This window comes from Microvirga soli, from assembly GCF_016734765.1.
Lineage (GTDB): Bacteria > Pseudomonadota > Alphaproteobacteria > Rhizobiales > Beijerinckiaceae > Microvirga > Microvirga soli.
Genome location: NZ_JAERQE010000056.1, coordinates 1 through 25,622, shown reverse-complemented (window position 1 = coordinate 25,622; position 25,622 = coordinate 1). Strand labels below are relative to the sequence as shown.

The 25,622-nt window shown below is 62.1% G+C and carries 24 protein-coding genes and 1 pseudogene; 15 read left to right on the top strand and 10 right to left on the bottom strand.

The features are described 5' to 3' along the window. Positions 1-135: 135 nt before the first annotated feature. Genes JKL45_RS25530 through JKL45_RS25520 form a run of 3 tightly spaced genes read right to left on the bottom strand, consistent with a single transcriptional unit; the run spans position 136 to position 957 of the window. Positions 136-309, bottom strand: coding sequence for a hypothetical protein (locus JKL45_RS25530; protein ID WP_201864610.1), 174 nt, complete (start codon positions 307-309; stop codon positions 136-138). 45 nt (positions 310-354) lie between these two features. After that, entirely contained in the window at positions 355-642 is a 288-nt protein-coding gene (locus JKL45_RS25525; RefSeq protein ID WP_201864609.1) for an ABC transporter permease family protein, read from the bottom strand. A 33-nt stretch (positions 643-675) separates the two neighbouring features. After that, positions 676-957 (bottom strand): hypothetical protein, encoded by a 282-nt coding sequence (locus JKL45_RS25520; protein WP_201864608.1) that lies wholly within the window; start codon positions 955-957, stop codon positions 676-678. A 218-nt stretch (positions 958-1,175) separates the two neighbouring features. Here JKL45_RS25520 and JKL45_RS25515 point away from each other — a divergent pair, with 218 nt between their 5' ends. The 3 genes from JKL45_RS25515 to JKL45_RS25505 all read left to right on the top strand — a co-directional run bounded on the left by JKL45_RS25515 (position 1,176) and on the right by JKL45_RS25505 (position 6,672). Then, positions 1,176-1,436 carry a hypothetical protein gene (locus tag JKL45_RS25515; RefSeq protein WP_201864607.1) on the top strand — a complete coding sequence of 87 codons (261 nt, stop codon included), beginning with the start codon at positions 1,176-1,178 and terminating at the stop codon, positions 1,434-1,436. 64 nt (positions 1,437-1,500) lie between these two features. Continuing rightward, positions 1,501-3,513 carry an alkyl/aryl-sulfatase gene (locus tag JKL45_RS25510; protein ID WP_201864606.1) on the top strand — a complete coding sequence of 671 codons (2,013 nt, stop codon included), beginning with the start codon at positions 1,501-1,503 and terminating at the stop codon, positions 3,511-3,513. Positions 3,514-4,248: 735 nt separating this feature from the next. After that, positions 4,249-6,672, top strand: coding sequence for a PAS domain-containing protein (locus JKL45_RS25505; protein ID WP_201864605.1), 2,424 nt, complete (start codon positions 4,249-4,251; stop codon positions 6,670-6,672). Between the two features lie 384 nt (positions 6,673-7,056). On the opposite strand, the gene JKL45_RS25500 is transcribed toward JKL45_RS25505, so the two are convergent. Next, positions 7,057-7,998, bottom strand: a complete 942-nt coding sequence (locus JKL45_RS25500) for a helix-turn-helix domain-containing protein (RefSeq protein WP_201864604.1) — start codon at positions 7,996-7,998, stop codon at positions 7,057-7,059. A 273-nt stretch (positions 7,999-8,271) separates the two neighbouring features. Between JKL45_RS25500 and JKL45_RS25495 the strand changes: the two genes are divergently transcribed. Both JKL45_RS25495 and JKL45_RS25490 read left to right on the top strand, forming a co-directional pair. Beyond that, positions 8,272-9,003 (top strand): Crp/Fnr family transcriptional regulator, encoded by a 732-nt coding sequence (locus JKL45_RS25495; protein ID WP_246498941.1) that lies wholly within the window; start codon positions 8,272-8,274, stop codon positions 9,001-9,003. A 146-nt stretch (positions 9,004-9,149) separates the two neighbouring features. Then, a pseudogene (locus JKL45_RS25490) lies at positions 9,150-9,848 on the top strand (IS6 family transposase). A gap of 48 nt (positions 9,849-9,896) precedes the next feature. Here JKL45_RS25490 and JKL45_RS25485 read toward each other — a convergent pair. Continuing rightward, entirely contained in the window at positions 9,897-10,127 is a 231-nt protein-coding gene (locus JKL45_RS25485) for a DUF6894 family protein (protein ID WP_201864603.1), read from the bottom strand. A 464-nt stretch (positions 10,128-10,591) separates the two neighbouring features. Beyond that, positions 10,592-11,062 carry a MarR family winged helix-turn-helix transcriptional regulator gene (locus JKL45_RS25480; RefSeq protein ID WP_210345894.1) on the bottom strand — a complete coding sequence of 157 codons (471 nt, stop codon included), beginning with the start codon at positions 11,060-11,062 and terminating at the stop codon, positions 10,592-10,594. Between the two features lie 142 nt (positions 11,063-11,204). Between JKL45_RS25480 and JKL45_RS25475 the strand changes: the two genes are divergently transcribed. Continuing rightward, entirely contained in the window at positions 11,205-11,477 is a 273-nt protein-coding gene (locus JKL45_RS25475) for a hypothetical protein (RefSeq protein WP_201864602.1), read from the top strand. A gap of 9 nt (positions 11,478-11,486) precedes the next feature. After that, positions 11,487-12,179 (top strand): hypothetical protein, encoded by a 693-nt coding sequence (locus tag JKL45_RS25470; RefSeq protein WP_201864601.1) that lies wholly within the window; start codon positions 11,487-11,489, stop codon positions 12,177-12,179. Positions 12,180-12,557: 378 nt separating this feature from the next. Here JKL45_RS25470 and JKL45_RS25465 read toward each other — a convergent pair whose 3' ends face one another. From JKL45_RS25465 to JKL45_RS25455, 3 genes are all read right to left on the bottom strand, one after another. Further along, positions 12,558-13,718 carry an MFS transporter gene (locus JKL45_RS25465; RefSeq protein WP_201864600.1) on the bottom strand — a complete coding sequence of 387 codons (1,161 nt, stop codon included), beginning with the start codon at positions 13,716-13,718 and terminating at the stop codon, positions 12,558-12,560. 328 nt (positions 13,719-14,046) lie between these two features. After that, positions 14,047-14,454 carry a (R)-mandelonitrile lyase gene (locus JKL45_RS25460; protein WP_201864599.1) on the bottom strand — a complete coding sequence of 136 codons (408 nt, stop codon included), beginning with the start codon at positions 14,452-14,454 and terminating at the stop codon, positions 14,047-14,049. 28 nt (positions 14,455-14,482) lie between these two features. Continuing rightward, positions 14,483-15,172, bottom strand: coding sequence for a GntR family transcriptional regulator (locus JKL45_RS25455; RefSeq protein ID WP_201864612.1), 690 nt, complete (start codon positions 15,170-15,172; stop codon positions 14,483-14,485). A 198-nt stretch (positions 15,173-15,370) separates the two neighbouring features. Here JKL45_RS25455 and JKL45_RS25450 point away from each other — a divergent pair, with 198 nt between their 5' ends. The 8 genes from JKL45_RS25450 (at position 15,371) to JKL45_RS25415 (ending at position 24,494) form a co-directional block, all read left to right on the top strand. Further along, entirely contained in the window at positions 15,371-16,066 is a 696-nt protein-coding gene (locus JKL45_RS25450; protein ID WP_201864598.1) for a tripartite tricarboxylate transporter TctB family protein, read from the top strand. Then, positions 16,066-17,568 (top strand): tripartite tricarboxylate transporter permease, encoded by a 1,503-nt coding sequence (locus tag JKL45_RS25445; RefSeq protein ID WP_201864597.1) that lies wholly within the window; start codon positions 16,066-16,068, stop codon positions 17,566-17,568. The genes JKL45_RS25450 and JKL45_RS25445 overlap by 1 nt, the downstream gene beginning before the upstream one ends. A gap of 63 nt (positions 17,569-17,631) precedes the next feature. After that, a complete protein-coding gene (locus JKL45_RS25440) occupies positions 17,632-18,612 on the top strand; it encodes a tripartite tricarboxylate transporter substrate-binding protein (RefSeq protein ID WP_312897035.1) in 981 nt (326 codons plus the stop codon). A 125-nt stretch (positions 18,613-18,737) separates the two neighbouring features. Beyond that, positions 18,738-19,820 carry a tartrate dehydrogenase gene (locus tag JKL45_RS25435; protein WP_201864596.1) on the top strand — a complete coding sequence of 361 codons (1,083 nt, stop codon included), beginning with the start codon at positions 18,738-18,740 and terminating at the stop codon, positions 19,818-19,820. A gap of 72 nt (positions 19,821-19,892) precedes the next feature. Next, positions 19,893-20,969 carry a tartrate dehydrogenase gene (locus JKL45_RS25430; RefSeq protein ID WP_201864595.1) on the top strand — a complete coding sequence of 359 codons (1,077 nt, stop codon included), beginning with the start codon at positions 19,893-19,895 and terminating at the stop codon, positions 20,967-20,969. 15 nt (positions 20,970-20,984) lie between these two features. Further along, positions 20,985-22,268 carry a glycerate kinase type-2 family protein gene (locus JKL45_RS25425; RefSeq protein ID WP_201864594.1) on the top strand — a complete coding sequence of 428 codons (1,284 nt, stop codon included), beginning with the start codon at positions 20,985-20,987 and terminating at the stop codon, positions 22,266-22,268. A 3-nt stretch (positions 22,269-22,271) separates the two neighbouring features. Continuing rightward, a complete protein-coding gene (gene pyk, locus JKL45_RS25420) occupies positions 22,272-23,690 on the top strand; it encodes a pyruvate kinase (protein ID WP_201864593.1) in 1,419 nt (472 codons plus the stop codon). A gap of 144 nt (positions 23,691-23,834) precedes the next feature. Continuing rightward, positions 23,835-24,494, top strand: coding sequence for a TerC family protein (locus JKL45_RS25415; RefSeq protein ID WP_201864592.1), 660 nt, complete (start codon positions 23,835-23,837; stop codon positions 24,492-24,494). Between the two features lie 945 nt (positions 24,495-25,439). On the opposite strand, the gene JKL45_RS25410 is transcribed toward JKL45_RS25415, so the two are convergent. Next, positions 25,440-25,622, bottom strand: a 183-nt coding sequence (locus JKL45_RS25410; RefSeq protein WP_201864591.1) for a transposase, incomplete at its 5' end; no start/stop codon positions are given.

The window sequence follows — 25,622 nt, the reverse complement described above, 5'->3', positions numbered from 1 at the left end:
CCTGCAAAATCGAAGGCGGTGATGCGCCTGATATCCCAATCGTCTCAACGAGATCGGGATTCTTCACGGACGACTACCGACGGCCTGAGCGGGTAGATCGCAGCTCCAAAACCCAAGTAAGTACTGTGAGCGGGACTAGACCGGGATCGTGAACTTCGAGAACCGGATGAAGCCATCATAGTCACGGGCTTGGTAAGTCACGGCGCCATAATAGGCGAAGAGTCCGACGATGAAGACCGTTCCAGCCAGCAAGACGACGGCAGTCCGCCTGCGCTTACGGATCGCTTCAGCTTCATCAGCGGAACTCATAGACCCCCCTTTTTGATCTTCCAGCCAGCACTCTTCCCTCGTGGGCTACTCATTGCTCAAGAAGTCCCAAATTCTTCGAGCATACTCTCGAAGGGAATATCCCTTCGTCCACACCGCGACCCAAGCCCCGTAGTACCCGCCGATGAGGAAACCAATGATCGCGAACAGGGGACCAATAAGAAATCCGTACCACGCGAATTCGGAGCCGATGCCCAACAGCCTGCCGACGAGCTGGCCAAAGATGAGCATGAACAGAAAGCTTGATACAACCCCCACGACGGAGCCCAGCAGGGCGCCAGTGATGGCAAAGCAGATGATCTTGAAGTTCATCATGGCGGAGCCTGATGCCGATCCTCAAGGGGCTGTCTAGCCACCGTGCTTGTCCCACCGCGTGGACCACAGGCCGATCAGGATACCCACTGGCACGAACAAGGCTATCACGATGTGCCAGACCAAGGTTTCCATCGATCTCGGGTCACCCCACTGGAATACCAAGTCTCTCCCACTTCGTCCGCCGGAATAGATGACCCCGAAGAAAATGCCTCTCGCGATCTGCACCAAGGCGAAGATGGTAGGAAAGCAAAACAGACCGACGAAGGTCGGCTGAAAGGAGAGCTCCAGGATGTGTCTGTCTTCGCGGTAGGCCATGCAAGAAAAGCTAAAGGGCTGCTTTTGGCACGGAGCCGAAGTAAGCCGAACGTCTGGTTGCGCAGGGTCAGCGGACGTTCCTGACAGCCGGCGATCGTCGCTGGATGACCCACAGCAGTCATTCCCACGCAACACTAGATGGTAGTGGCAGGTACGAGTTTACCTAGCGTGAGCAATGGTTCATGCTGCTGTACCCGGATAAGCTTGCGAGGTTTCCCATGCGTCGGCCCCACTTGGCATGGATCCTCGTGCTCGGCGTCTCCGTCGGTTTCCTGGCGGGGGTGGCACAGGCGACCGAGGAGGGCGGCAGCCTCTTCATCCCGGGTTGGCACGGCCCTGATCAGGGATCGTCCCGCCGCCCGGGTTCTACTTCAGCAATGACTTCTACGCGTATTCCGGTGAGCTCAGCGGCGGATGCCACCCGCCTGGGCGGGCAGTCTGCTTCCGAGCCGGCTCGCCCTGTGACGGCGAAGTATTGATGCTTCCCGAGATAGGTCATTCCCCAACCAGTTCTACCGATCCTCTCAACTCAAGGATGAAGCAATGAAACGGCGTGATTTCCTCACTGGCTCTGCGGTCGTTGCCTTCGGCGGGATGACCGTGGATGCCAACCTAATCCCATCGGTCAGCGCCGCATTGGCTCAGACAGCCGGGGTGAAGCCGCCGACTTCTCATACCTTGGCCGCCAACAAGAAGGTGCTCAACTCGCTGCCCTTCAACGATCGCACAGACTTTGAGCTGGCTCAACGCGGCTTCATCGCGGGCCTGCCCGACGGGGTCCTCAAGGACGATCAGGGCAAGGTCGTCTTCGATGCCAAGAAGTTCGCCCTGCCGCTCGATGCTCCCGCCCCTGACTCCTGGAACCCGAGCCTGTGGCGCGTGTCGCAGCTCGATGGCCTCTCGGGCCTCTTCAAAGTCGTCGATCGTCTCTATCAGGTGCGCAGCATTGATGTTGCAAACCTGACCATCATGGAGGGCGACACCGGCCTGATCATCATTGACTGCACAACCGCGACCACGGCCGCAAAGGCTGGCCTCGATCTGTACTACCAGCACCGCCCCAGGAAGCCCGTGGTTGCTGTCATCCTGACTCATAGCCACATCGATCACTTCGGCGGCATCGGCGGCATAACCACGGCGGAGGACGTGGCCGCCGGCAAGGTCAAGGTCATCGCGCCCGCAGGATTCACCGAAGAGGCTGTCAGCGAGAACCTTTACGCCGGCAACGCCATGATCCGCCGGTCAACCTATCAATACGGCATCGTCCTTCCCAAGGGGCCCGGCCCCGATCAGACCCTTGGTTCAGGCTTGGGCATCGTGGGACCGGACGCACCTCCGAGTCTGATCGTTCCCACCGATTGGGTGACGCAGACGGGCCAGAAGATGACCATTGATGGCCTGGAGTTCGAGTTCCTCATGGCGCCCGGCAGCGAGGCTCCGAGCGAGATGCACTTCTATACTCCGGCTCTCAAGGCCCTGTGCACGGCCGAGAATGCTACTCACACCCTTCATAACTTCTACACCCTGCGTGGCGCCAAGACCCGCGACATTTCCAAATGGGTCAAGTACCTGAACACGACGCTGGATATGTGGGGTGATGACGTCGAGGTTATCTATGCCCCACACCAATGGCCGGTCTGGGGCAATGCCGCGATCAACGAGCACATCGAGAACTACCGGGATGCCTTCAAGTTCATCCACGACCGCTCCCTGCACCTGGCCAATTCCGGCTATACCATGCCGGAGATCGGCACCATGGTGGAGTTGCCGCCGGAGTTGGCGGGCAACTGGGCGACACGCGGCTATTACGGAACTGTCAGCCACGATGCCCGGGCCGTCTACAACTTCTATCTCGGCTATTTCAGTGCCAACCCAGCCGAGCTGAACCCGCTGCCGCCCGTGCAAGCCGCACCGAAATACGTGGAGATGATGGGCGGCTCGACTGCCATCCTGGCCAAGGCGCGAGAGGCCTATGCAGCGGGGGAGTATCGCTGGGTGGCTCAGCGCCTGGAGCATCTCGTCTATGCCCAGCCCGACAACAAGGAGGCGCGCAACCTCCAAGCCGACGCCTTCGAGCAACTCGCCTATCAGTCGGAAGCTGCGACATGGCGGAACTTCTATACGGTTGGCGCCCGAGAGTTGCGCGAGGGCGTCCCCGACATCCCTCTGGCTCTCGGCACCTCGCCTGACTTGATCAAGAACATTCCTCTCGAGATGGCCTTCGACTACGTCGGCATTGCCCTCGACAGTGAGAAGGCAGCCGGCAAGGAGATCAAGATTAACTTCGAGGTCGATGGCAGCAGCGAAAAGCACTCGCTCGTCCTGAAGAACAGGGTCATCAATTCGAGAGCGACGCCCGTATCAGATCCCGATCTGACGCTCAAAGGCCCTGGTGCGGCACTTAACGCAGTCCTCATGGGCGGCAAGCCAGAGGAAGCGATGAAGAGCGGAGGCGTCACCGCGACTGGCAGAACGGAGGCCCTGACTGAGCTTCTCTCGATGGTCACGCCGTTCGAGTTCTGGTTCCCGATCGTCACCCGACCCGCAATGAGCTGATTTCCGGGATCATCGAAGATTAGACCGTGGGCTTTGCCGGCTCTAGCGCATCCGCTGCACTCGAACCGCATTAGGCCGTTCTCGCGCGTCCGCGTGTGCCGGGTCTCCCTGTCGCCCGCGGCAAGGGGTGACCCGGCACACATGCCTGCAATTCGAACGTCCGTTGTTGGCACGAGGCGGAAGTACGTCGAACGTCCGCTCAAGCGTGGCGCAGCAGACCTTCCCAAGGCGACTGCAATTTCCTGGGATGACCCGGAGCTGACTTTAGCCGATCCGGGTCATAGAGCCTGTTCCCCGAATAATCCCGGCAGCGAAGTTGGCACCAGCCACTATCCATGAGGACATTCCATGCCTGGGCGCAGCGCCAACGGGCATGGTCGAGATCAGACGATGCCTCCGCCAGCACATCCAGGGTGGTGAGGCGGTTCACGTTCCCTGGAACGACTGTCCATCCCATGCCACCCCTCCCTTTTTGGACCTCGCAGGCAGGTTGCCGAATGCCATTCTCCGCAATCCCGAAGCTTTCGGCTATTGGGGCATGCCCTGCGAAACCGAAGTCAAACCTCCATACCCACGCCGGGGAAAACGGACGCTGCGTTCAGGGTTCACGCTGAGCCGCAACTCTGCTGTAATTCGCATCCACTGGCGTACCCCCCCAGCAGGAGACGTGCCAAAGGAGAGCGGGATAGGCGCCGGGAAATGCCTTGATCCACTGCGTTCGAAAGGTATCGCCACATGACCAGCGTCGCCCCGACCTTGCCGTTCCGGAGGCCCAGGTTTCCGCCTGTCGGTTTGCGGTGGCGCGCGGCCGCGATCACGGCCACGGCCATCCTGATCTGCTTTGTGCTCGGTGCAGCCCTCGTCTACGAGGAGGCGGATGAGAGGCGCCATGATCTTGAGCACCAGGCGAAGGCGGCCGCCCTCGCCAGTGCCACCTCGTTCGACCGCGAGGTGGCATCAGCAAGCTTTCTCCTCATGGGACTTTCCAAGGCACCCGCTCTCGTCAGCGGGGACTACCGGGCATTCTACGACCAACTTGTCGCCACCCCAAGACCAGAGGGTTCCTGGTTCATCCTGTGGGACGCCGACGGCCAGGTTCTCAACACCATGCGTCCCCTGGGGAGTTCGCTGCCCCGCCGTTCCGAATGGGCAGGCTTCGAGGCCGGCTGGAACCGGATCCGGGACAGGCGCACCAGCGTTTCCAGCCGCACGTACTCGCCGACCGCAGAAACCCATGTGATTGTCGTGGCGGTGCGCGTCGATGGTGCCGACGGCCGGATGAAGGGCTTCCTCACGGTCAACCTTCCCGAATCCCGGCTTGCCGCGATCCTCCGGGAAACCCTCCTGCCGGACGGCTGGACGACGACGGTGTTCGACCGCAATCAGGCTCCAGCCGCAACCAGTGGTGATCAGCCGGCTGCGGTCGCCCAGGGCATGCCTGCTGAGCTTCGCGAACGCTCGAGGGATCTTCGGGCTCCGGCCAGCGGCACGGGCTACGATGCCGCCTCGAGATCCTTCTTCGCCTATTATCGGTCCGCCCAGACGGACTTCGTGGCCGCCACGTCCGTCCCGATTTCCCTGTTCGATGCCCCGATCACGGAGGCGCGGCGCAAGGCCGGCATGATCGGTCTTGTGGTCCTATTCGCGGGTAGCCTCGCCGGCCTGTTGGTCGCGCGTCAGGTCGGACCTGTCGAGACCTCGGCCGCCTTGACGGCGCGAAGGCTCCGTCTCGCGGAGGCACGCTATGACAGCCTCTGGAACGACACACCCGAAAGCCTCTTCGTGGTCACGGTGACGTCGGATGGCCGGTTCGTCTTCGAGGGTCTCAACCCGGCGCACGAGCGGGCGACGGGCCTGAGCTTCGGAGACATTGTCGGAAAGGAGCCTGAGCAGTGCCTGCCACCCTCCGCCGCCGCAGTGACGAGCCGCTACCGCGCCTGCCTGGATACCGGCGAACCTGCGCTTTACGACGAGGTTCTTGACCTGCCGAGTGGGCGTAGGTTCTGGCAGACGAGCCTTGCACCCGTCCGCGACCCGGACAGCGGGCGGATCGTGACGCTGGTCGGGACGGCGCGTGACGTCACCGCCTACCGCGAGGCAACGGCACGCGCCGAGCGAAGCCAACGCCTGCTTCAGGCCACCCTCGATGCCATTTCTGCCCATGTCGCAATCCTCAACGGGAGGGGCGACATTATCGCCGTTAACCAGGCCTGGCGTTCATTCGGCAGGGGCAATGGATTGACCGTGCCGGATCATGCCATTGGGACCAATTACATTGAGGTCTGCCGTGCCGCTTCTGCGACTGATCCCCGTGCGGCTGTGGTGGCCAGAGGGCTTGCAGCCCTGCTGGATGGCGAGAGGCCAGAATTCAGGTCGAGTTACCGCTGCGGCGACCGATACTTTCAGATGACGGCGGCGCAGTTCGATCACGACGGCGGGGCTTATGCCGTGGTCGCCCACGAGGACGTCACCGAGATGGTGGTGGCCCGGCATGACGTGCGCGACATCGCCAGACGCCTGCTGTCGCTGCAGGAGGAGGAACGACAGCGCATCGCAGCGGACCTGCACGACTCCACCGCGCAACACCTGGCGGCAGCCGGGCTCGCCCTCATGCATGTGGGCGCTGTTGCCGGAAATCCGTCGAAGGTGGAGAAGGCCCTCGAACCGGTGTGGCTGTCGCTCGACAAGGCACAGCAGGAGATCCGGACCCTGTCCTTCCTGCTCTATCCGCCCGGCCTGCGGGTGGAAGGGCTCGCGGCCTCGCTGCGGCAGCTCGTGAATGGCTTTTCCGAGCGAACAGGTGTCGATGGAACGGCACACGTTTCCGACGAAGTTGATGGCGTGCCCTTCGAGGTGCAGCGATCTATACTCCGCGTGGCTCAGGAGGCGCTGATCAATGTGCACCGACACGCGGCGGCAACACGTGTTTCCTTGTCCCTCGGTCTGCGTGAGAACACGCTTCGGCTTGCCGTCGCCGACAACGGCAAGGGATATGTCAGGGCCACAAACGATGGAAGTGCAGCCTCCTCGCTTGGCGTGGGAATTCCCGGCATGGAAGCCCGCATCCGGCAATTCAACGGGACGCTCGAGATCGTCGGCGGCCAAGGCGGGGGCACAACCGTTCGGGCAACCGTTCCGTTACAGATGGATTCTTTCTAGGGGCAACTGTCGGGATGCGCAACACCCCCTGGCATGGAATGAATTGATGCGCCGGGGGCGGCTGCAAGCCCCAGCGGCAGAGGCTTTCGACGAGATCCGTAGTGGCACCCAGCTTGGTCATCCCAATCTCATAGACTGAGACAGTGTTGGACCAATCTAAACTTGTGAACCAGGAACATCTGGTTTTGGCACTCCTGAGACGTAATCGCTTGGTCTGCTTCGGCAGGCATGAGCCGACGTTCGTTGGGCGATCGGAAGGTGAAAGGTTGACCCTGAGCCGACTTTCCGTACGGGGATATCCTTCGTCAGACCTCTGCTGTGAACATAGCAAGCGGCAACCCTACAGGCTTGGCACAGAGGCTTGGGATTGTTGTTCTGAATGCCTCAATAAGGTCCGCAGGTGCGTGCTCGGGTGTCGCCGGGTGTCTCACTCCAGCGCTGCTTGTAGCACCGATGGAACCAGGAGAGATCGTTGAACCCATGGGCAAATGCTATCTCGGCGATGGTGCGCCTGCTCTGCCAAGAGTCAGTTAAAGCGCGGTAGCACGCATCCAATCGCGCCGACACGAGCGTCTCGCTAAATGTGCTCCCGGTGCCTTCGAACAGCTTCTGCACATAGCGCCGCGAGACCTTCAGATGTGCCGCAACCTTGCCGATACTCAGCTCCGGATCGGCCAGATTGTTCGTGATGAACTGGCGGGCGGCCGTAAGCCGTACGTGGCGAATTCCACTCTGATCGGGATCGACTGGTGCGGTTGGTCGGAATGCCGCCACAGCCAGATCACACAAGACCGAACTCGCCGTGCTCATCGCCTCTGACGGCAAGGTGGAGACCGTCTGTGACAGTAGGGCCATATAGCCTGTGAGCAGAGCTCCCACTCCATCATGGCCATTCACACGAACCTGGGTCCGATTTAGGGCAGTGAGTTGCTCATCAATGAGATGGCGAGGAACATGAAGGATCGTTGCCTTGACAGGTTGCGAAATCACGAAGCTGTCACACTGTTCTGCCGTGTCGAACAGCAAGAGATCCCCAGGACCAGCTTCGTACTCCACTCCTCGATAAACTCCATGCACAGCCCCTTCGTGCAGGTGATGCAGGCAATACGCCGTTTGTGAGAGGCGGGCGATCTCAGACCCGCTGCGGCCCATGCGATGCTCCGGCAGATGGGCTCGGGCCATTTGTACGTCACTGATCCCATGCAGCTCGATCGTCGCTTGGAACGGGCCTGACCCAGTTCGCTCTGCCCACAGCCCGAACCAAGTCTCACAAACGATCTCACGCCAGAATGCGAACTGCTCCGCTGGAGTGGCGAGATCGCCCATCTCAATTCGCGTATGCATGAACTCCCCGCCTATTCGCGATGCTGGCTTATACAGTCGGCAACTGTCCCACCAGGTGCCGTTCCTAAGTTACAGAATTCAGAGAGTGGCGAGAACAGCTGCCTATCCGAGTAAGGCGATGCAGTTCGCCGACGTCCATATCTTAGTTCGTCTAACACCAAGACACCTTTCACTTCACAGGTAATGCTTAAGGTTGGACAAGTGACATCATAACGTAAAGCAAATAGATCTTTCAACCACTAATTTATATCTGAGATGGGACATCGCCTGAGACGAGCGCAACATCACGCCAACCGGCTCCTGTTCGCCCTGGAGCAGGATGATCTCATCTACCTTAAACCTCATCTTGAGATGGTCAGCCTGAGACGAGGGCAGATCATCTGCGAGGCAGGTGAAGTACTGCACCATGCCTTTTTCCCGCATGATGCCGTGATTTCACTGGTTTCCGTGATGGAGAATGGCAGCGCGGCTGAGATGGCGGTCTGCGGTCGGGAAGGTGTGGTAGGTCTGATTCCGGCATCGGTCACGCGCCAGGCCTTCGGGAACTACGTTGTCCAGATGGCAGGAACCAGCTCCCGAATATCAATGGATCAGCTCCAAGCGGCAATCCAAGCACGTCCCCTGATCGCACGGCTGATGAACCGCTTCGCTGAAGCCATGCAGGCGCGCATTCTCCAATCAGTCGCGTGCAATGCGGTTCACAGTGTTGAACAGCGCCTGTGCCGCTTGATTCTGAGCACCCGTCACAGAACCGATCAACCGGTGCTGCTACTTACCCATGAGGTTCTGGCGGAGCGTCTCGGCGTTCAGCGCTCGACAGTAACAGCCATCATGGGGAAACTCCAGGCCGCCGGAGTGATCCAACAGGTGAGGGGCGGGATCACCATAGCCGACTGCGTCAAACTCGAACAAAGCTCCTGCGAGTGTTATCGAAGGTTGCGGACGACCTTTAAGCGCCTGTTGCCACATACATTCACAGCAGAATGAGGCTGACCAAGAATAACTTACTGCTGGGCCTGCGGCGGCTCAGGCTTCAGCCCTATGGCCGGCGTGCAGGCCCATAAGGCCCAGAGGGTACTGTCAGGTTGGTAACAGCTCGGGGCCTGTGGCAGGGTGCCGGGTATGAGCACGACATTCAACCCTACTGCGGCTTCCGCTTTCCGGCTGAGATCATCAATCAGGCGGTCTGGCTGTATCACTGCTTCAGCCTGAGCTTGCGGGAGGTAGAGTTGACCCTCGCGGCGCGAGGCATCGTGGTGAGCTACGAGACCATCCATGAGTGGAGACTGCGCTTCGGACGGAGGTACGCCAAGAGCCTCAAGAGGCAGCGGCCGAAGCGCGGTGACAAATGGTTTCTAGATGGGTTATTTGTCCGCATTCGGGGCAAATTGCACTACCTCTGGCGGGCTGTTGATCAGCATGGCAACGCGCTCGATGCGCTGGTGCAGAGCCGCCGCAACACCAAGGCGGCCAAGCGCTTCTTTCGCAAGCTGGTGAAGGGCCTGTGCTACGTGCCGAGAGTCATCGTGACCGATAAACTCGGATCCTATAGCGCCGCAAAACGTGAGATCCTGCCAAGTGTCGAGCATCGCCAGAGCCGATGCTTGAACAACCGCTGTGAGGTGTCGCACCAACCGACCCGACGACGGGAACGCTAAATGCGGCGGTTCAAGTCAGCCCGCCATGCCCGGCAGTTTCTCGCCACCCATTCTCCGATCCACAACCACTTCCAACTCCGCCGTCACCGTCTTTCTGCCAGTGCGTATCGCGCGGTCCACAATCGCGCTTTCAATTCCTGGCGCGATGCGAGTGGTACTGCCTTCGTCGGCTGACTCGGACTGGCTTGGAGCTGCACGTGCGGCGGCAGTGCCGATCAGGCGTCAAGTTGACACTACCAGTGACAGCCTCACCGCAAAAGCAGCCATGTCAGAGGCGTCACGGACCAGGAACACCAACTCGGAGGCATCACCTTTAGTCCTTCGCGATCTCATGATCTCGAGCAGGCTTTCGGCAGCGGCGTTCTGCGCTTGTTTGTGATCATCAAAGGTTGTGCCCACTTCATCGCGTGAGACGTCACTCCCGTCGAACAGGTCAAAGTAAAAGCGTTTCAAAAGTCACTCCAGAATGTCAGGCTGTGCAGGGCGAAACCTGTCTCAACGGAGAGGCTTGGGGGTGATTACACTCGTGCGCTACTGCGCAGTCCAGGCCTAGTTTCTTCACCATTCGTTTGCGTGTAAATGAATGATGCGCAATTGTATATGGTCCATTCGTTCAATGCCAACCTGTCGCAGGCGACCAGCGCAGCTTGACCGCAAGACCTGCAATGAGGTGCTGCTGCGTTTGAAGGACGTGAGCCTGTACAGATCCTAGGTTGATCCAGCAGGAAAGCAGATATAACGGGAGGCGACTGGGCCGCATTAGCCTATTGTCCACGAGGCCGACGCGATAGACCTGTTGCCGTTCGCTGGCTGCGCCGGAGGCGCGCAAGTACTCGGCTTGGTGATCTGTCAAACGATCAGTTGCAGCTCCAGTTCTGCAGCTTTGTCCCGCCAGTGGGCTGAGACGGCTGAGACAACTATTCCAGAAAGCCGTTCAGACTGTCGCGCAGGCGGATGAGATCGTCCCTGAGCGCCTGGATCTCCTGAGCGGAGCGGCCACTGGCGCAGACCACGTTGTGCCGCGCCTTGGCGGCTTGCTCTTTGAGGCTGTGTCCCTTCGGCGTGAGAATAATCCGCACCTGACGCTCGTCCTGCGGATCGCGCTGCCGGCGCACAATACCGGCAACTTCCAGCCGCTTGAGCAGCGGGGTCAACGTGCCGGAGTCGAGATGAAGCCGCTCGCCGATGTGCTTCATCATCTGATCGTCCTGCTCCCACAGCACCAGCAGCACAAGGTACTGCGGGTAGGTGAGGCCGATCTGGTCCAGCCCCGGCTTGTACACGCGGTTGAAGGCCTGCGACACGGAATAGGCAGCAAAGCAAAGCTGTCGGTCGAGCTTGAGGGTGTCTTCGAGGGTGTCGGGCACGAGCGGCTGCGATTTGGCCAAGGGGTACTCCTGGAGCAATGATGTTCATTAACGTACCACTGAATAGCCCGTTAGTATAGTTGCGCGGCATTATATTGCGCGTTAAAGATATCCAACCTGCTCACGCGGCAGGCCTCCACCTCCAGCTTCCTGAGAGCCTATCATGATCCGCATCCCCGCTCCCTTCCTGAGAGGCGTCGCTGTTTTGACTATTGGAGCCACCCTCGTGATCAGCCATGCAGCTTTTGCAGCGCCTCAGGCAGGTGCCAGACCTGAGGCACCGATGCAGATCGCTTTTGTGGAGAGCCATGACGGCGAGGAGGGCCTGCACAATGGACAGAACCTTGAGCTGGCTGAGAACTGCTACCTGGAGGTGCAGAAGCATCGCACGCCACGGGGCAAGGTCGTGTCCCGCGTCGTGCATGAATGCGACTGAGTTGATGTGATGATCCGGACCCTCACCATGCGCAACCGCACACGTCGACCTGCGAATCACTTCAGGCCCGCGGATCCGCCGGACAGGGTTGAGACCGCCGCCCGTGTTCTCAGTGCCTTGCTGGTGTTGGGCACTCTGGTAAGCGGATCAGCCTTGTTTCTCCAAGCCGGTCCCGCTCATGCGGAGCGGGAGACCGTGCAGGCTGCCGTCGTGCTTCCGCCCAAGCCGGGCAAGTTCGTCAAGCCAAACGCCGTTGCGGCGAACACCTCCAGCGCCCGCCGGGTGTGGGTTGACCCGCCGCCACTTCCAATCATGGAGCAAACAGCGAGCACAGCCGCCCCGGCCAAACAGATGTCGGAAGCGGCACCTGCTGCTCAGGTCGTGTCTGCTGGAGCACCCATAGTGCCAATGGACTGCCTGCCGGCTGGTTTGCGAACCGTGCTGAGGGACGTCGAAACACGTTTCGGTGCCGTGACGCTGGTGTCGACGACCGAGCTGCACACGGGTAACCACAGCCGCGGCAGTGTGCGCCATAAGCTGCATGGCGCCTGCCAGGCGGTGGACTTCAAGGTCAAGGGGAACCGGCAGGCCGTTGTGACATACCTGCGCTCGCGCCCAGAGGTCAGTGGTGTCAACAGCTATGGCAACAATGGTGTGATCCACGTCGATCATGCCGAGCCACGGCAGATCGCCCAGCGCTAGCGTTGCCCCAATACCGGGACGAGCTGAACTGGTTCGACTGGGTGCAGGCGTGGCCTTATTCTGCCCCGCCTTTCAAAATGCCTCTGGGCTCGGAATGTCGGAAAATGGCACGAGGCGGAAGTAACTCGGATGTCTGCCTTTCCGCGGTGAGCAGACGTTCATTCCGTCTGCTCAATTTCTTGGTTTGACCCACTGCGGACGATGGCGAGCCTTGAGTTCAGCACCTGCACTTTCAGCGAGAGAACTGCTCCGCGAGCAGGAGCAATGTAATTGCGACCATAACAACGCCAGATATTTGTCTGGTGGCCCGGGCGACCTTTGGGCTTGCGTGTGGCACTGACTTTGAGGGCGGGGAAGGCTTTGGCTTCCTGGTCCCTCCTAAGCCGAACGGCCCAGGGGCGATCCGAGGAGCTTGCTGGCTGCCACGCCCGTAACGGCTAGGATCACAGCGCCTCCGGCGCTACTGGCTGCTGCCCCGAACATCGGCAATGCTGCCCCGTACGCAATAGGTCCGATCGCTTGACCCATGAAGAAGCTGAAGGCGTGCAGAGAGAATGCCGATGCCCTCGCGCTGGGCGCCAGTTCCGTAACCTCAGTCTGCACCGAATTGTGCAGCAGGAAGAAGCCGAACCCGAGCCCCACCATTGAGGCCATCTGCGTGGCCCAGCTCACGTCCAGTCCGACGGTCGCCAGCGCCATGGCGGCAATGCTCCCGCCTGCAACCATCATCGCAGGCCGCTTCGCAAACCTCAGGATGAGCGGCACAACAAAGGCATACAAGAGGCCTCCGATCCCAAGGCCGCCGATCACAAACCCAGCCTCGCGCAACCCGCCGGCTCCGCGCGAGCGCAGGAGCTCACCGATGTAGGGCATGATGCCATAGATCGCGAGACCTTCCAGAAAGACGATCGAAAAGCACACAAAGGATCGAGGGTTACGCAGCACCATGCGATAGCGGTCAACGGCTTCGGCAAGGCTCGGCGGCGCTGCCCTTTGACCATTCGGCTTGGGCAACATCATCATCGCCGCTCCAGCCGCGATCACGGTCAGAACGGCGGCACACCCGAAAACGCCGCGCCAGCCGATCCATTCAGCAATCATTCCCCCGATGCTGACCCCGACGATCTGCCCGATCAACGTCGCTCCAATGTAGCGGCTCATCGCCACCTGCCGGACAGCAAGCGGGAAGCTGTCCCCGATCATCGCCATACACACCGGCATGATCCCACCCGCTGCTATGCCTCCGAGAACCCGGGTGATGAACAGCACGGTCAGGTCGGGTGCCAGGGCGGAAGCGAGCAGGCACAAGGCCAGGGTCGCCACGGCCACCTTGACCACCAAAGCCTTGCCGAAGGCGTCCCCTGTCGGGCCGAGAAACGGCTGGCTCAGACCGAAGGGCAGCGCAAACGCCGAGGACAGGATAGCCACGACGCCCACGGACGTGGCGAAATCCGACGCGATGGTTGTGATGAGCGGGTCGAGAAGCCGGGTCGCGAGTGCACCCGAGAACCCACACAGGGAGAGGATGAACAACAACATGGGTCTGAGCCGTTACATGGGCGGCGACGGCTGTCCACTCCGGCATGGAATGGCGGGGTCAGCACAAGGTCTGCTCTCAAACGAGCGCCACCTGAGGACGTAGTGAGGGCTGGCCCTGAGGATCTGGGCCGAGTTCGAGAGGAGGCTGAGCATCACCACCAATCCCTCCGGGTCACGTCTGATCCCTTCACGCCGCCGAGCTAATACTCCTGCGCGGACAACGTGCGCGAGCGGAACGGCAGCTTCTGGCGCGTCAGTGCAAGAGTCAGGAGACGGCATGATCGATGCTCAGTGGCAGGCCACGACCTTCACTGCGTTCCCAGCCAACCTAGGCGTCAGGTTGCACGCCGTACTGCTCGTCCGTCACGTGCTCCAGCCAAGTGACATGGGAACCATCCAGGGCCTCCTGCATGGCAATATGAACCATGCCGGTTTGGGGTGCTGCCCCGTGCCAGTGCTTCTCGCCCGGTGGGATCCATACCGTGTCGCCAGCCTTGATCTCCCTGACCACTCCGCCCCAGGTTTGCACGCGCCCAACACCCAGGATCACGTGAAGGGTCTGTCCAAGTGGGTGGGTGTGCCATGCCGTTCGGGCACCAGGCTCGAAGGTCACACGGTTCGCGCGGATGCGTGCCGGAGGAGGGGCGTCGATGATGGGGTCATGCCAAACGGTTCCCGTGAACGCATCGGCCGAAGCTCGCTTCGTCGGGAATGTCCCTGCAATGTGGATCTCCATGGAGCTGTCTTCCTTTCGAGTGGATGCGTCACAGATGCTTGATGCCGACGCTCATGATCAGTGGAACGAGTTCATCGCGAGCGCCGATGCGGTGTTGGCGGGCCTGTTGGTGGGCCTCGGCGGCTTTCCCCTTCCGGATCGCGGCGATGATATCCCTGTGGGCGGCAACCGAGCCGGTCGGCTTGGGTCGAAGTCTGAGCGTTAGCATCCGCGCCCGGTGGGCTTGGTCGGTCACTGTCTGGGCGATCCTACGAAGCCGGCTGTTGCGACAGCGCTCCACCAAGGTCCGGTGGAACAGGTCGTCCGCGGCAGCCCACGCGAGGAGGTCATCGTTGCGGAGGGCCTGTTCCATGTCTGATGTCGCTTCCTCGAGCTCGTCGGCCACGAGGTGCCGTTCCCCGTCAGGCAAGGAGGCAAGCAGCTCGGCCGCCATGGCCTCGATTGCGATAATCACCTCGTAGATCTCGCGGATGTCCTCCGGAGCGAGCGGGCAAACCGTAACGCCTCTCTTTGAGAGCACGCGGACCAGGCCATCCTCCTGAAGCCGGATAATGGCTTCGTGAACGGGCGTCCGGCTCATGCCGAGGCGCAAGGCAATCTCTTGCTCCGAGCCCTGGTAGCCGGGCGGAAAGACATTGTTGCGGATGGCGTCCTTGAGCGCCTTGTAGGCGTCCTCGACCAGCGACGGTTTCTTTTCGGGCTCCTGCTTCGCCCGCATGTGCAGCTTGTTCACCACGTGCCCTCCTGCTTCATTCTGCCATACCTAATCACTTCCATGCAAGTATGAATGCAAGGTTGACAGGTCGATCTTCTCCTGGCATCCCTTAATGCATGCTAACTTCCATGGAAGCTGTGACTTTCACCGCAGCGAACCAGGTGCTCACGAGAAGCAACGGCATTTTCAGGAGGAACGCGCATGGATCCGACGGTGAATACACCGACGGCCGGGCTTCAGAGAGGTCACTCAGCCCGCTCGAGCTTTGGCCTTGTACGAGGACCCCAGAACTTGGTCGCCGGAGCGACCCTCGTGCTTCTAGCCGCCTTGGCGTTGTGGCTTACCCGTGATCTTGAGCAAGGGACGCTTGGGGCCATGGGTCCCGCTCTCCTGCCGCGCTGGCTGGCTTACGCCGTCGGGCTGTGTGGCCTGGCCCTGGTCATCCCGGCGTTTCGGAAGGACGGTGATGCCCTGGAACGCTGGAGCCTGCGCGGGCCGGTCTTCGTCATCGGTGGCATCCTGGCCTTTGCCATCACCATCCGCCCCTTTGTCTTCGGCGGCTTGACCACCCCAGGCCTGGGCCTGCTGTTCGCGGGTCCGCTGGCCATCATCATCGGCGGCTTTGCCACTCCCGAGGCGCGCCTGCGGGACCTCGTGATCCTCGCGCTCAGCCTGACTCCCTTCTGCATGGTGCTGTTCGGCGATCTGCTCAACCTGCCGATCCCGGTCTTTCCGCAGGCGCTCACGGGCCTCTTCCCCGCCGACTGGTCGCAGAAGGCGGTGCTGCGGGCGACAGCCATCATTATGGCTGCCGCGGCCCTTATCGTCTTCCTTTCCAGCCGCCGCAGGCGGAGGACGGTCCAAGTCGATGTGACTGATCACAGCGGGAGGATCTGATGGGTGACCTTATCTCCAACCTAAGTCTCGGCTTTGGCGTCGCCCTCTCGCTTCAGAACCTGGGCCTCGCCTTCCTGGGCTGCCTTGTTGGCACCCTTATCGGCGTGCTGCCTGGCGTCGGCCCCATTGCTACCATTGCCATGCTGCTGCCCATCACTTTCGGGCTCGACCCGACCGGCGCGCTCATCATGTTGGCGGGCATCTATTACGGCGCTCAGTACGGCGGCTCGACCACGGCCATCCTCGTCAACATTCCCGGCGAAGCCACCTCCGTGGTGACGGCGCTCGACGGCCACCAGATGGCCCGCCAGGGCCGCGCCGGCGTGGCGCTGGGTATTGCCGCCATCGGCTCGTTCTTCGCCGGCACTGTGGCCACCTTGGTCATCGCAGCGCTGGGCGCTCCGCTCACTGGCCTCGCCCTGGTGTTCGGTCCAGCAGAATATTTCTCGCTGATGCTGATGGGCCTCGTCTTCGCCGTCGTGCTGGCACGCGGCTCGATCCTCCGAGCTGTGGCCATGATCCTCGTGGGCGTGCTGCTCTCCACCGTCGGCACGGATCTCGAGACCGGCGAGGAGCGCATGACCTTCGGCCTGCCGTTCCTGGCCGACGGCATCGATTTCGCGGTGCTCGCCATGGGCATCTTCGGCGTTGCCGAGATCATGCGCAATCTCGACCACACCGAGCACCGGGACGTCGTGCACAAAGCCATCGGCCGCCTGCTGCCGAACAAGGACGACTTCAAGCAATCCTACAAGCCGGTGCTGCGCGGCACCCTGATCGGAGCAACACTCGGCATTCTCCCTGGCAACGGCGCGGTGCTTGGCCCCTTCGCCGCCTATACGGTCGAGAAGAAGCTCGCCAAGGATCCAAGTCGCTTCGGCCGCGGCGCCATTGAGGGCGTGGCAGGTCCTGAGAGCGCCAACAATGCCGGCGCGCAGACCTCGTTCATTCCGCTGCTGACGCTTGGCATCCCGCCGAATGCCGTGATGGCCCTGATGGTCGGCGCCATGACCATCCACGGCATCATCCCTGGGCCTCAGGTGATGACCAAGAACCCGAGCCTGTTCTGGGGCATGATCGCTTCCATGTGGATCGGCAACCTGCTGCTGCTCATCATCAACCTGCCGCTGGTGGGCCTCTGGGTTCGTCTGCTGAAGGTACCTTATCGCCTGATGTTCCCGGCGATCCTGATGTTCTGCTGCATCGGCATCTACTCGATCAACTCGCTGCCGACCGACGTCATGTTCATCGGTTTCTTCGGGATCGTCGGCTATGCCCTGATCAAGTTCGGCTTCGAGCCGGCTCCGATGCTCCTTGGCTTCGTGCTCGGCAAGCTGATGGAGGAGAACCTGCGCCGGGCGCTCCTCATCTCGCGCGGCGACATGATGACATTCCTCGATCATCCTATCAGCGCCGGTCTGCTCGCGGTGGCGCTTGTCATCCTCGGCCTCGCACTCCTTCCGACGATCCGGAAGGGACGGGACGAGGTCTTTGTTGAGTAGCGAGTGGCGCGTGTGCGGCGCCAGTATTCCGACAGCACCAATCAACTAGGGAAGGAAATGCACATGAAACGAACTCTCTTCACTCTCGCCGCGGCTCTCGGCTTCGTTGCGACAGCCGCACAGGCACAGGGCACATATCCGACGCGTCCCATCACTCTGGTGGTTCCGTTCACCGCCGGCGGAACCACCGACGTGGTGGCCCGCTTCATGGCCGATCACATGGGCCGCACCCTTGGTCAGCAGCTCGTGGTCGAGAACGTCACCGGCGCCGGTGGTACCGTTGGCGTCACCCGGGTCGCCAAGGCTGAGCCCGATGGCTACACGATCCTGATGGGCAACCTGGGAACGCAAGCGGCGAGCGTCGGCCTCTATCCTAAGCTGGCCTATGACCCACGCACCGATTTCGAGCCGATCATGAACTCGGCGTCGACGCCGATGCTTGTGGTCGCCAAGAAGGATCTGCCGGTCAAGGACTTCAAGGAATTCATCGCCTACCTGAAGGCTAACGCTGCCAAGATGAACTATGGCTCGGGCGGTGTCGGCTCGACCTCGCACCTGACGTGCCTGTTCCTGGAATCCCTTCTGGGCGTGAAGCCGCAGCACGTGCCATTCCGCGGCTCGGGTCCGGCCCTGAATGCATTGCTCGGTGGCCAAGTCGATTACGTCTGCGACCAGACCGTCGCTATCGTGCCGACTGTCCAGGGCAAGCAGGCCAACGGACTGGTCGTCGCGGTCCAGAACCGCCTTCCGGTCGTCCCTGATGTGCCGACATCGGCAGAGCAGGGGCTGCCGCAGTTTCAGGCGACGGGCTGGAACGCGCTCTTCGCCCCGAAGGGCACACCCAAGGACATCGTCACGAAGTTGAATGCCGCCGCCAAGGCCGCCCTCAAGGACGAGACCACACGCAAGCGTCTCCTCGACCTCGGTGCCGAGCTCCCGGACGAGGCTGGCCAGACGCCCGAGGCTCTCGCCCAACTCGTCAGCTCGGAAATCGACAAATGGGTCCCGATCATCAAGGGCGCAGGCGTGACGGGGCAGCAGTAGCAACTGACAACCGCGTGGTCGGCGCCCTTAACGGATCGCGGCCGCGGCGATTTCAAGCATCAGCCGCGACCGTGCAATCCCATATCGGCCTTGCAGGCACGCTTTACTGACGAACAGGACCTCACATGGCACAGGATCATAAGAAGCGGTATCGGCTGGCGGTCATCCCCGGCGATGGCATTGGCAAGGAAACGACGCCTGAAGGCGTGCGTGTCCTGGAAGCCGCTGCCAAGAAGTTCGGCTTCGACCTGCAACTCGACCACTTCGACTTTTCGTCCTACGACTACTATGCCAAGCACGGGCGCATGCTGCCGGAGGACTGGAAGGAGCAGATCGGCTCCCACGACGCCATCTTCTTCGGCGCGGTCGGCTGGCCGGAGAAGATCCCAGATCATATCTCCCTTTGGGGCTCGCTTCTCCAATTCCGGCGCGAGTTCGATCAGTACATCAACCTGCGGCCCGTGCGCCTCATGCCTGGCGTGCCAACGCCGCTCGCCAACCGTAAGCCCGGCGACATCGACTTCTGGGTCGTGCGCGAGAACACCGAGGGCGAGTACTCCTCCATCGGCGGCAAGATGTTCCCGGGCACCGAGCGCGAGGTGGTTATCCAGGAAACCGTGATGACGCGCATTGGTGTCGATCGCGTGCTGCAATTCGCCTTCGACCTCGCGCAGAAGCGGCCCAAGAAGCACCTGACCTCGGCCACGAAGTCGAACGGCATCTCCATCACCATGCCCTATTGGGACGAACGCGTGGAGGAGATGGCCAAGAGCTACCCGGACGTGAAGTGGGACAAGTACCACATCGACATTCTGACCGCCCACTTCGTGCTCCATCCCGACTGGTTCGACGTGGTCGTGGCCTCGAACCTGTTCGGCGACATACTCTCTGACCTGGGGCCAGCCTGCACGGGCACCATCGGCATTGCGCCGTCCGGTAACATCAATCCCAACAGTGACTTCCCGTCTCTCTTCGAGCCGGTCCACGGGTCGGCTCCGGACATTGCAGGGCAGGGGATCGCAAACCCGATCGGCCAGATCTGGGCCGGGGCCATGATGCTGGAGCATCTCGGCGAGGGCGAAGCGGCCGCGGCCATCGTTCAGGCGATCGAGGACGTGCTGAGTGAGCGAACCCTGCGCACGCGCGATCTCGGCGGCAATGCCGGAACCGAAACCGCAGGCAAGGCCGTGGTCGACGCCCTCGGCTAGGGGGCGAAGCACAAAGGCGAACTCAAATCCTGACCGCCGCATGTCAGCGGTCACAGCGAAGAGGACGAGACAATGAACAGCTACAAAATCGCAGCGGTCCCTGGCGATGGCATCGGCAAGGAAGTCATCGCCGCTGGCGTTGAGGTCCTCCAGGCCCTTGCCGAGCGGGACGGAGGCTTCAAGCTCGACTTCGAGAGCTTTGACTGGGGGTCCGACTACTACAAGAAACACGGCATCATGATGCCGGAGGATGGTCGCGAGACCCTGAAGAAGTTCGATGCCATCTATTTCGGCGCCGTCGGCGCGCCCGACGTGCCAGACCACATCACCCTTTGGGGGCTGCGCCTCGCCATCTGCCAGCCCTTTGATCAATACGCGAACGTGCGTCCGACCCGAATCCTGCCGGGCATCCAGGGCCCGTTGCGCAACGTGGAGGCGAAGGATCTCGACTGGGTGATTGTGCGCGAGAACTCCGAGGGCGAGTATGCCGGCCAGGGCGGCCGCTCCCACCGGGGCTTTCCGGAGGAGGTTGCGACCGAGGTCACGATCTTCACCCGCGCCGGCGTCACCCGCATCATGCGGTTTGCATTCGAGCTCGCGAGCTCGCGGCCGCGCAAGCTTCTCACCGTAGTGACCAAGTCGAATGCGCAGCGGCATGGCATGGTCATGTGGGATGAGATCGCCGCCGAGGTGGCACAGGACTATCCCGACGTCACCTGGGACAAGATGCTCGTCGACGCCATGACCATGCGCATGACCCTGAAGCCGCAGACGCTTGACACCATCGTGGCAACCAACCTGCATGCGGACATCCTGTCGGATCTGGCCGCGGCTCTTGCGGGTTCGCTCGGCATCGCGCCGACCGCGAACCTCAATCCGGAACGGCATTTCCCGTCCATGTTCGAGCCGATCCATGGCTCGGCCTTCGATATCACCGGCAAGGGCATCGCCAATCCCGTCGGCACCTTCTGGACGGCAACGATGATGCTGGAGCATCTGGGCGAGAAGCCAGCGGCCGAACGCCTGATGCGGGCGATCGAGCGCGTGACGGCCGATCCATCGCTGCATACGCCCGACCTCGGCGGCCAAGCCACGACCCGTCAGGTCACCGATGCCGTCATCGCGGCTATCCAAGGCGACAATGCGTAAGGACAGGTGACGCCGATGGCCCAGCCCCGCGCATTCCTGCAATCGTTGTTCGAGGCCGCCATCGCGGCGGCCGACCCGGCTCACTGCGTGCCTCCGAACCTGCCGGAGCCGCCGCAGGGGCGCACCATCGTCATCGGGGCCGGCAAGGCGGCGGCTTCAATGGCGCGGGCGGTGGAGCAGCAATGGGCGGGCGATCTCACGGGGCTTGTCGTGACTCGGTACGGTCATGCCGTGCCGACGTCCCGCATCCAGGTCCGAGAGGCGGCCCATCCGGTGCCGGACACCGCAGGCCTTGAGGCATCCCGGGAGATCATGAGCCTTGTCTCTGATCTCTCGCCCGATGATCTGGTGCTGTGCCTGATCTCGGGCGGCGGGTCGGCGCTCCTGCCGCTGCCGATCGACGGCCTGACGCTCGAGGACAAGCAGGAGGTGAACAAGGCCTTGCTGCGCTCCGGCGCGACCATCGGCGAGATGAACTGCGTCCGCCGACATCTGTCCGCCATCAAGGGCGGGCGGCTGGCGGCGGCGTGCCACCCCGCGACGGTCGTGACGCTCCTGGTCTCCGACGTTCCCGGTGACGACCCGATCAACATCGCCTCCGGCCCGACCGTGCCGGATCCAACCACCTGTGCGGATGCACTGGAGATCCTGGATCGTTACGGGATCGACCCGGCTCCAGCGGTGTTGGAAGTCCTCACCAGCGGCCGGGGCGAGACGATCAAGCCGGGGGACAAGCGCCTCATGCAAGCGGACGTCCGGATGATCGCCACGCCCCAGATGGCCCTGGAAGCTGCGGCCAAGGTGGCGGCCCAGCACGGTCTTGCCTCCCATATCCTCGGAGATGCCATCGAGGGGGAAGCCCGGGATGTCGGCAAGGTCCTGGCCGGCATTGCGCTGCAAGCGGCGCGAAGAGGTCAGCCCTTCACCCCACCGTGCGTGCTCCTGTCCGGCGGCGAGACCACCGTCACAGTGCGGGGACAAGGGCGCGGCGGGCGCAATGTCGAGTTCCTGCTGTCGCTCGCCGCGACCCTCGACGGGCACCCCGGAATCCATGCCCTCGCGGGGGATACTGACGGCGTTGACGGCCTTGAGGAGATTGCCGGGGCCTACCTCGCGTCGGACAGCATCGATCGTGCCTGGGCAATGGGGATCAGTGTGAAGAAGAGCCTTGCCGAGAACGATGGCCACAGCTTCTTCGAGTCACTTGGCGACGGCATCGTGACCGGTCCGACCCTCACCAACGTCAATGACTTCCGCGCGATACTTATCACCGAGGAGGCGGCGAGACACGCCGACTGAACCATGCGCCGACAACGTCATGCCAAGATCGTCGCGACCGTCGGTCCGGCGAGCGCTTCGCCCGACAAGCTGCGGGAGCTCTTCCTTGCCGGAGTTGACACATTCCGGCTGAACTTCAGCCACGGAACCCACCAGGATCATGCCGCTGTCCACGCCGCGATCCGGGCGCTCGAGAAGGACGTCGGCCGACCCATCGGCATCCTCCAGGACCTGCAAGGTCCGAAGATCAGGATCGGCACGCTCCGGGACGGCGCATTGGCCCTGTCTGAGGGCGAGACGATCCGGTTCGTCCTTGAAGGCAAGGACGGCGATCGGACCTCGATCCCTCTTCCCCATCCGGAGATCTTCGAGGCCATCCTCCCGGGGCAGGACCTGCTCATCGATGATGGCCGGGTTCGGGTCAGGGTGACGGGACTCGGCAACGACTCCATCGAGGCCAGGGTCGTGACGGCTGGCAAAATCAGCAATCGCAAGGGCGTCAACCTACCAAGCACGGTGCTGGACCTGTCGCCTTTGACCGCAAAGGACCGGGCCGACCTCGCTTTCGGACTTGAACTCGGCGTCGACTGGATTGCCTTGTCATTCGTTCAGCGTCCATCCGACATGATCGAGGCCCGCGGCCTGATCGGCGAGCGGGCGGGCCTTTTGGCCAAGATCGAGAAGCCTTCAGCGCTTGATCAAATCGAGGACATCGTCCGCCTGTCCGACGCGGTCATGGTCGCCCGCGGCGATCTTGGTGTCGAGATCCCGCCGGAAGAAGTTCCCGGACGTCAGAAGGAACTGGTGCGCCTCTGCCGTCTGGCGGTGAAACCCGTGATCATCGCAACCCAGATGCTCGACTCGATGGTCGGTGCCCCGACGCCGACCCGGGCCGAGGCTTCCGATGTGGCGACGGCGATCTATGACGGGGCTGATGCCGTGATGCTGTCGGCCGAGTCCGCCGCAGGCCAATATCCGGTCGAGGCAGTCGCCATGATGGACCGCATCATCAGCAAGACCGAGCAGGACAAGGCCTACCGCTCCATCGTCACGGCTCTCAGGGCAGAGATCGAGGAAAGTCCGCCACATGCCGTGGCCAGCGCGGCGGCCGATCTAGCCCAGGCGATCCACGCCCCCTGCATCGTCGCGTACACCTCGAGCGGAACCACCGCGAGCCGCATCGCCCGGACCCGCCCGGATGTGGCGATCCTGGCGATCACCCCGGATAAGGACGTGGCGCGGCGTCTGTGCCTTCTGTGGGGTGCCCACAGCGTCCGCTCGGAGGACATCCACACCTATGAAGAGATGGTGGAACAGGCCGAGGTGCATGCACTGTCCGAAGGCTTGGCCGAGCCACCTGAGTTCATCGTCGTCGTGGCGGGCGTGCCCTTCGGGACCGCAGGGACGACCAACAACCTCCGGGTCGTGCAACTGCGCCCGTGACGGATGTGGCCCAAGTGACCCGACGCTGGGTCTAAGGCGTTCGAGACCACCGGGTACATCGACCGTGATGACCCTTGAGACAGCGCGAAACTGGGAAAGACCGATCGCGGCGCATTTAGCGGATCGTAGCGGGAGGAATGCAGAATGAGCGAACTTCTGACGACCGAGGCCCTATCGGCCTTCCTCCAGGTGATCATGATCGACCTGGTGCTGGCTGGCGACAATGCCGTCGTGATCGGCCTGGCGGCGGCTGGCCTGCCCAAGGAGCAGCGCAACAAGGCCATCCTGGTCGGCATCATCGCCGCCACCGTCCTGCGCATCGTGTTCGCTCTGCTCACCACCCAGCTTCTCCAGATCGTCGGCCTGCTGCTGGCCGGTGGCATCCTGCTCCTGTGGGTGTGCTGGAAAATGTGGCGCGAGCTGCGGGCCGGCCATGCCGAGAAGGACCTTGAGGCCGAGGAAGCCCTGGAGGACCGCGACCTCGACCAGGACGGGCTGATCGCCGAGCACGCCCCGCGCAAGACCTTCGGGCAGGCGGCCTGGCAGATCCTGGTGGCAGACGTGTCCATGTCGCTCGACAACGTTCTCGCCGTGGCGGGTGCCGCGCAGGACCACCCGGTCATCCTTGTCTTTGGCCTGGGACTTTCGATTGCCCTGATGGGGGTCGCCGCCAGCTTCATTGCCAGACTGCTCCAGAAACATCACTGGATCGCCTATGTGGGTCTCGCTGTCATCCTCTACGTAGCGATCGAGATGATCTATCGCGGCGCCCTTGAGGTCTGGCCGTTGGTGGCGATGTCATGATCGGGTTGGTGACGGCCTTGCCCGGCCGCAACAGCCTTACGGGATTTGCAACCGGGACTGCACCGCGTCGTGTGGCAAACATTCCGGCACCTACGGCCATCCGGCTTCGAACTATTCCTGCGAAAGGATCAGCCTCGACTGTGTGTCCTCTGGCCTTTCGCCCGCCGGGCTGCCGTGCACGCCGAACTCGGCAACAAGGTTGCAAGCCAAGCCGGAGCAGGGTGTTCTTTCCGCGAGCCATGACGCTTGGCTGATCGGAGGTGCGGATGAATGGCTCGCGAGACGGGTTCCATCCCGGAACATCATGGGACACGGACGCAGCCGATTCGGCAGGCTCCTCTCGCGGGAGGAAGTCCGCATTGGACTACGTCGTTGCCCGCCGAGAGGGGCATTGGTGGATCCTGTATGATGGCAAGCGCTTCGGCGGGACACGGGTCTTTGCAGCGGCTTTGAGGGAGGCAGTTGAAACGGCGCGGGAAGCCGGTCTTCAAGGATTCGATGCCAGTGTCTTCGTCGAATACGATTCCAGCTATCGGTGCCACGTTTGGACCTACGGTGAGGCCCGATGCCCCTTGGACGGGTTGCGACCCGTGCACCGCCGACGATCCTCCAGGGCGCTGTCCTTGCCTCGGCCATCCCGCCGGACGTCACGCTCCGCGATTCCTGTTTCGTGAAACTCTGATCGCGATCCTGCACGACGGACGGCCTTCGGTTCCACGTCCTGGGACATGCCCAAGAGGATCAAGCGGGAGAAAGGCCGCAAGGTCTGAAGTTCTTGCCTCGCAGGCTGTGGCACATCGGAGAAAGCACCGACTGGGCAAGTGCTAACGGCGGAAATTAAGGTCCGGAAGTGACCGAGGCCGTGTGGAAACGCGCTTGCTGAACAAGGATGCTGATCGCTGTTTTGCGAGAGCCATGATCGCGCGCATCGGTGGATGATGGGGTTCAGACCGCCAGAGCCTTCAGCAGGGGCCCGGCACCCAGAATGCTGATCATCCGCTTCAGGTTGTAAGCCAGCACGTGCAGGCTCATCTCGGTTTTGACCTTCTCGAGCGTCTTCATCAGGAAGTGCGTACTGCCCATCCAGGCTTTGATGGTCCCAAACGGATGCTCCACCGTCTGCCGGCG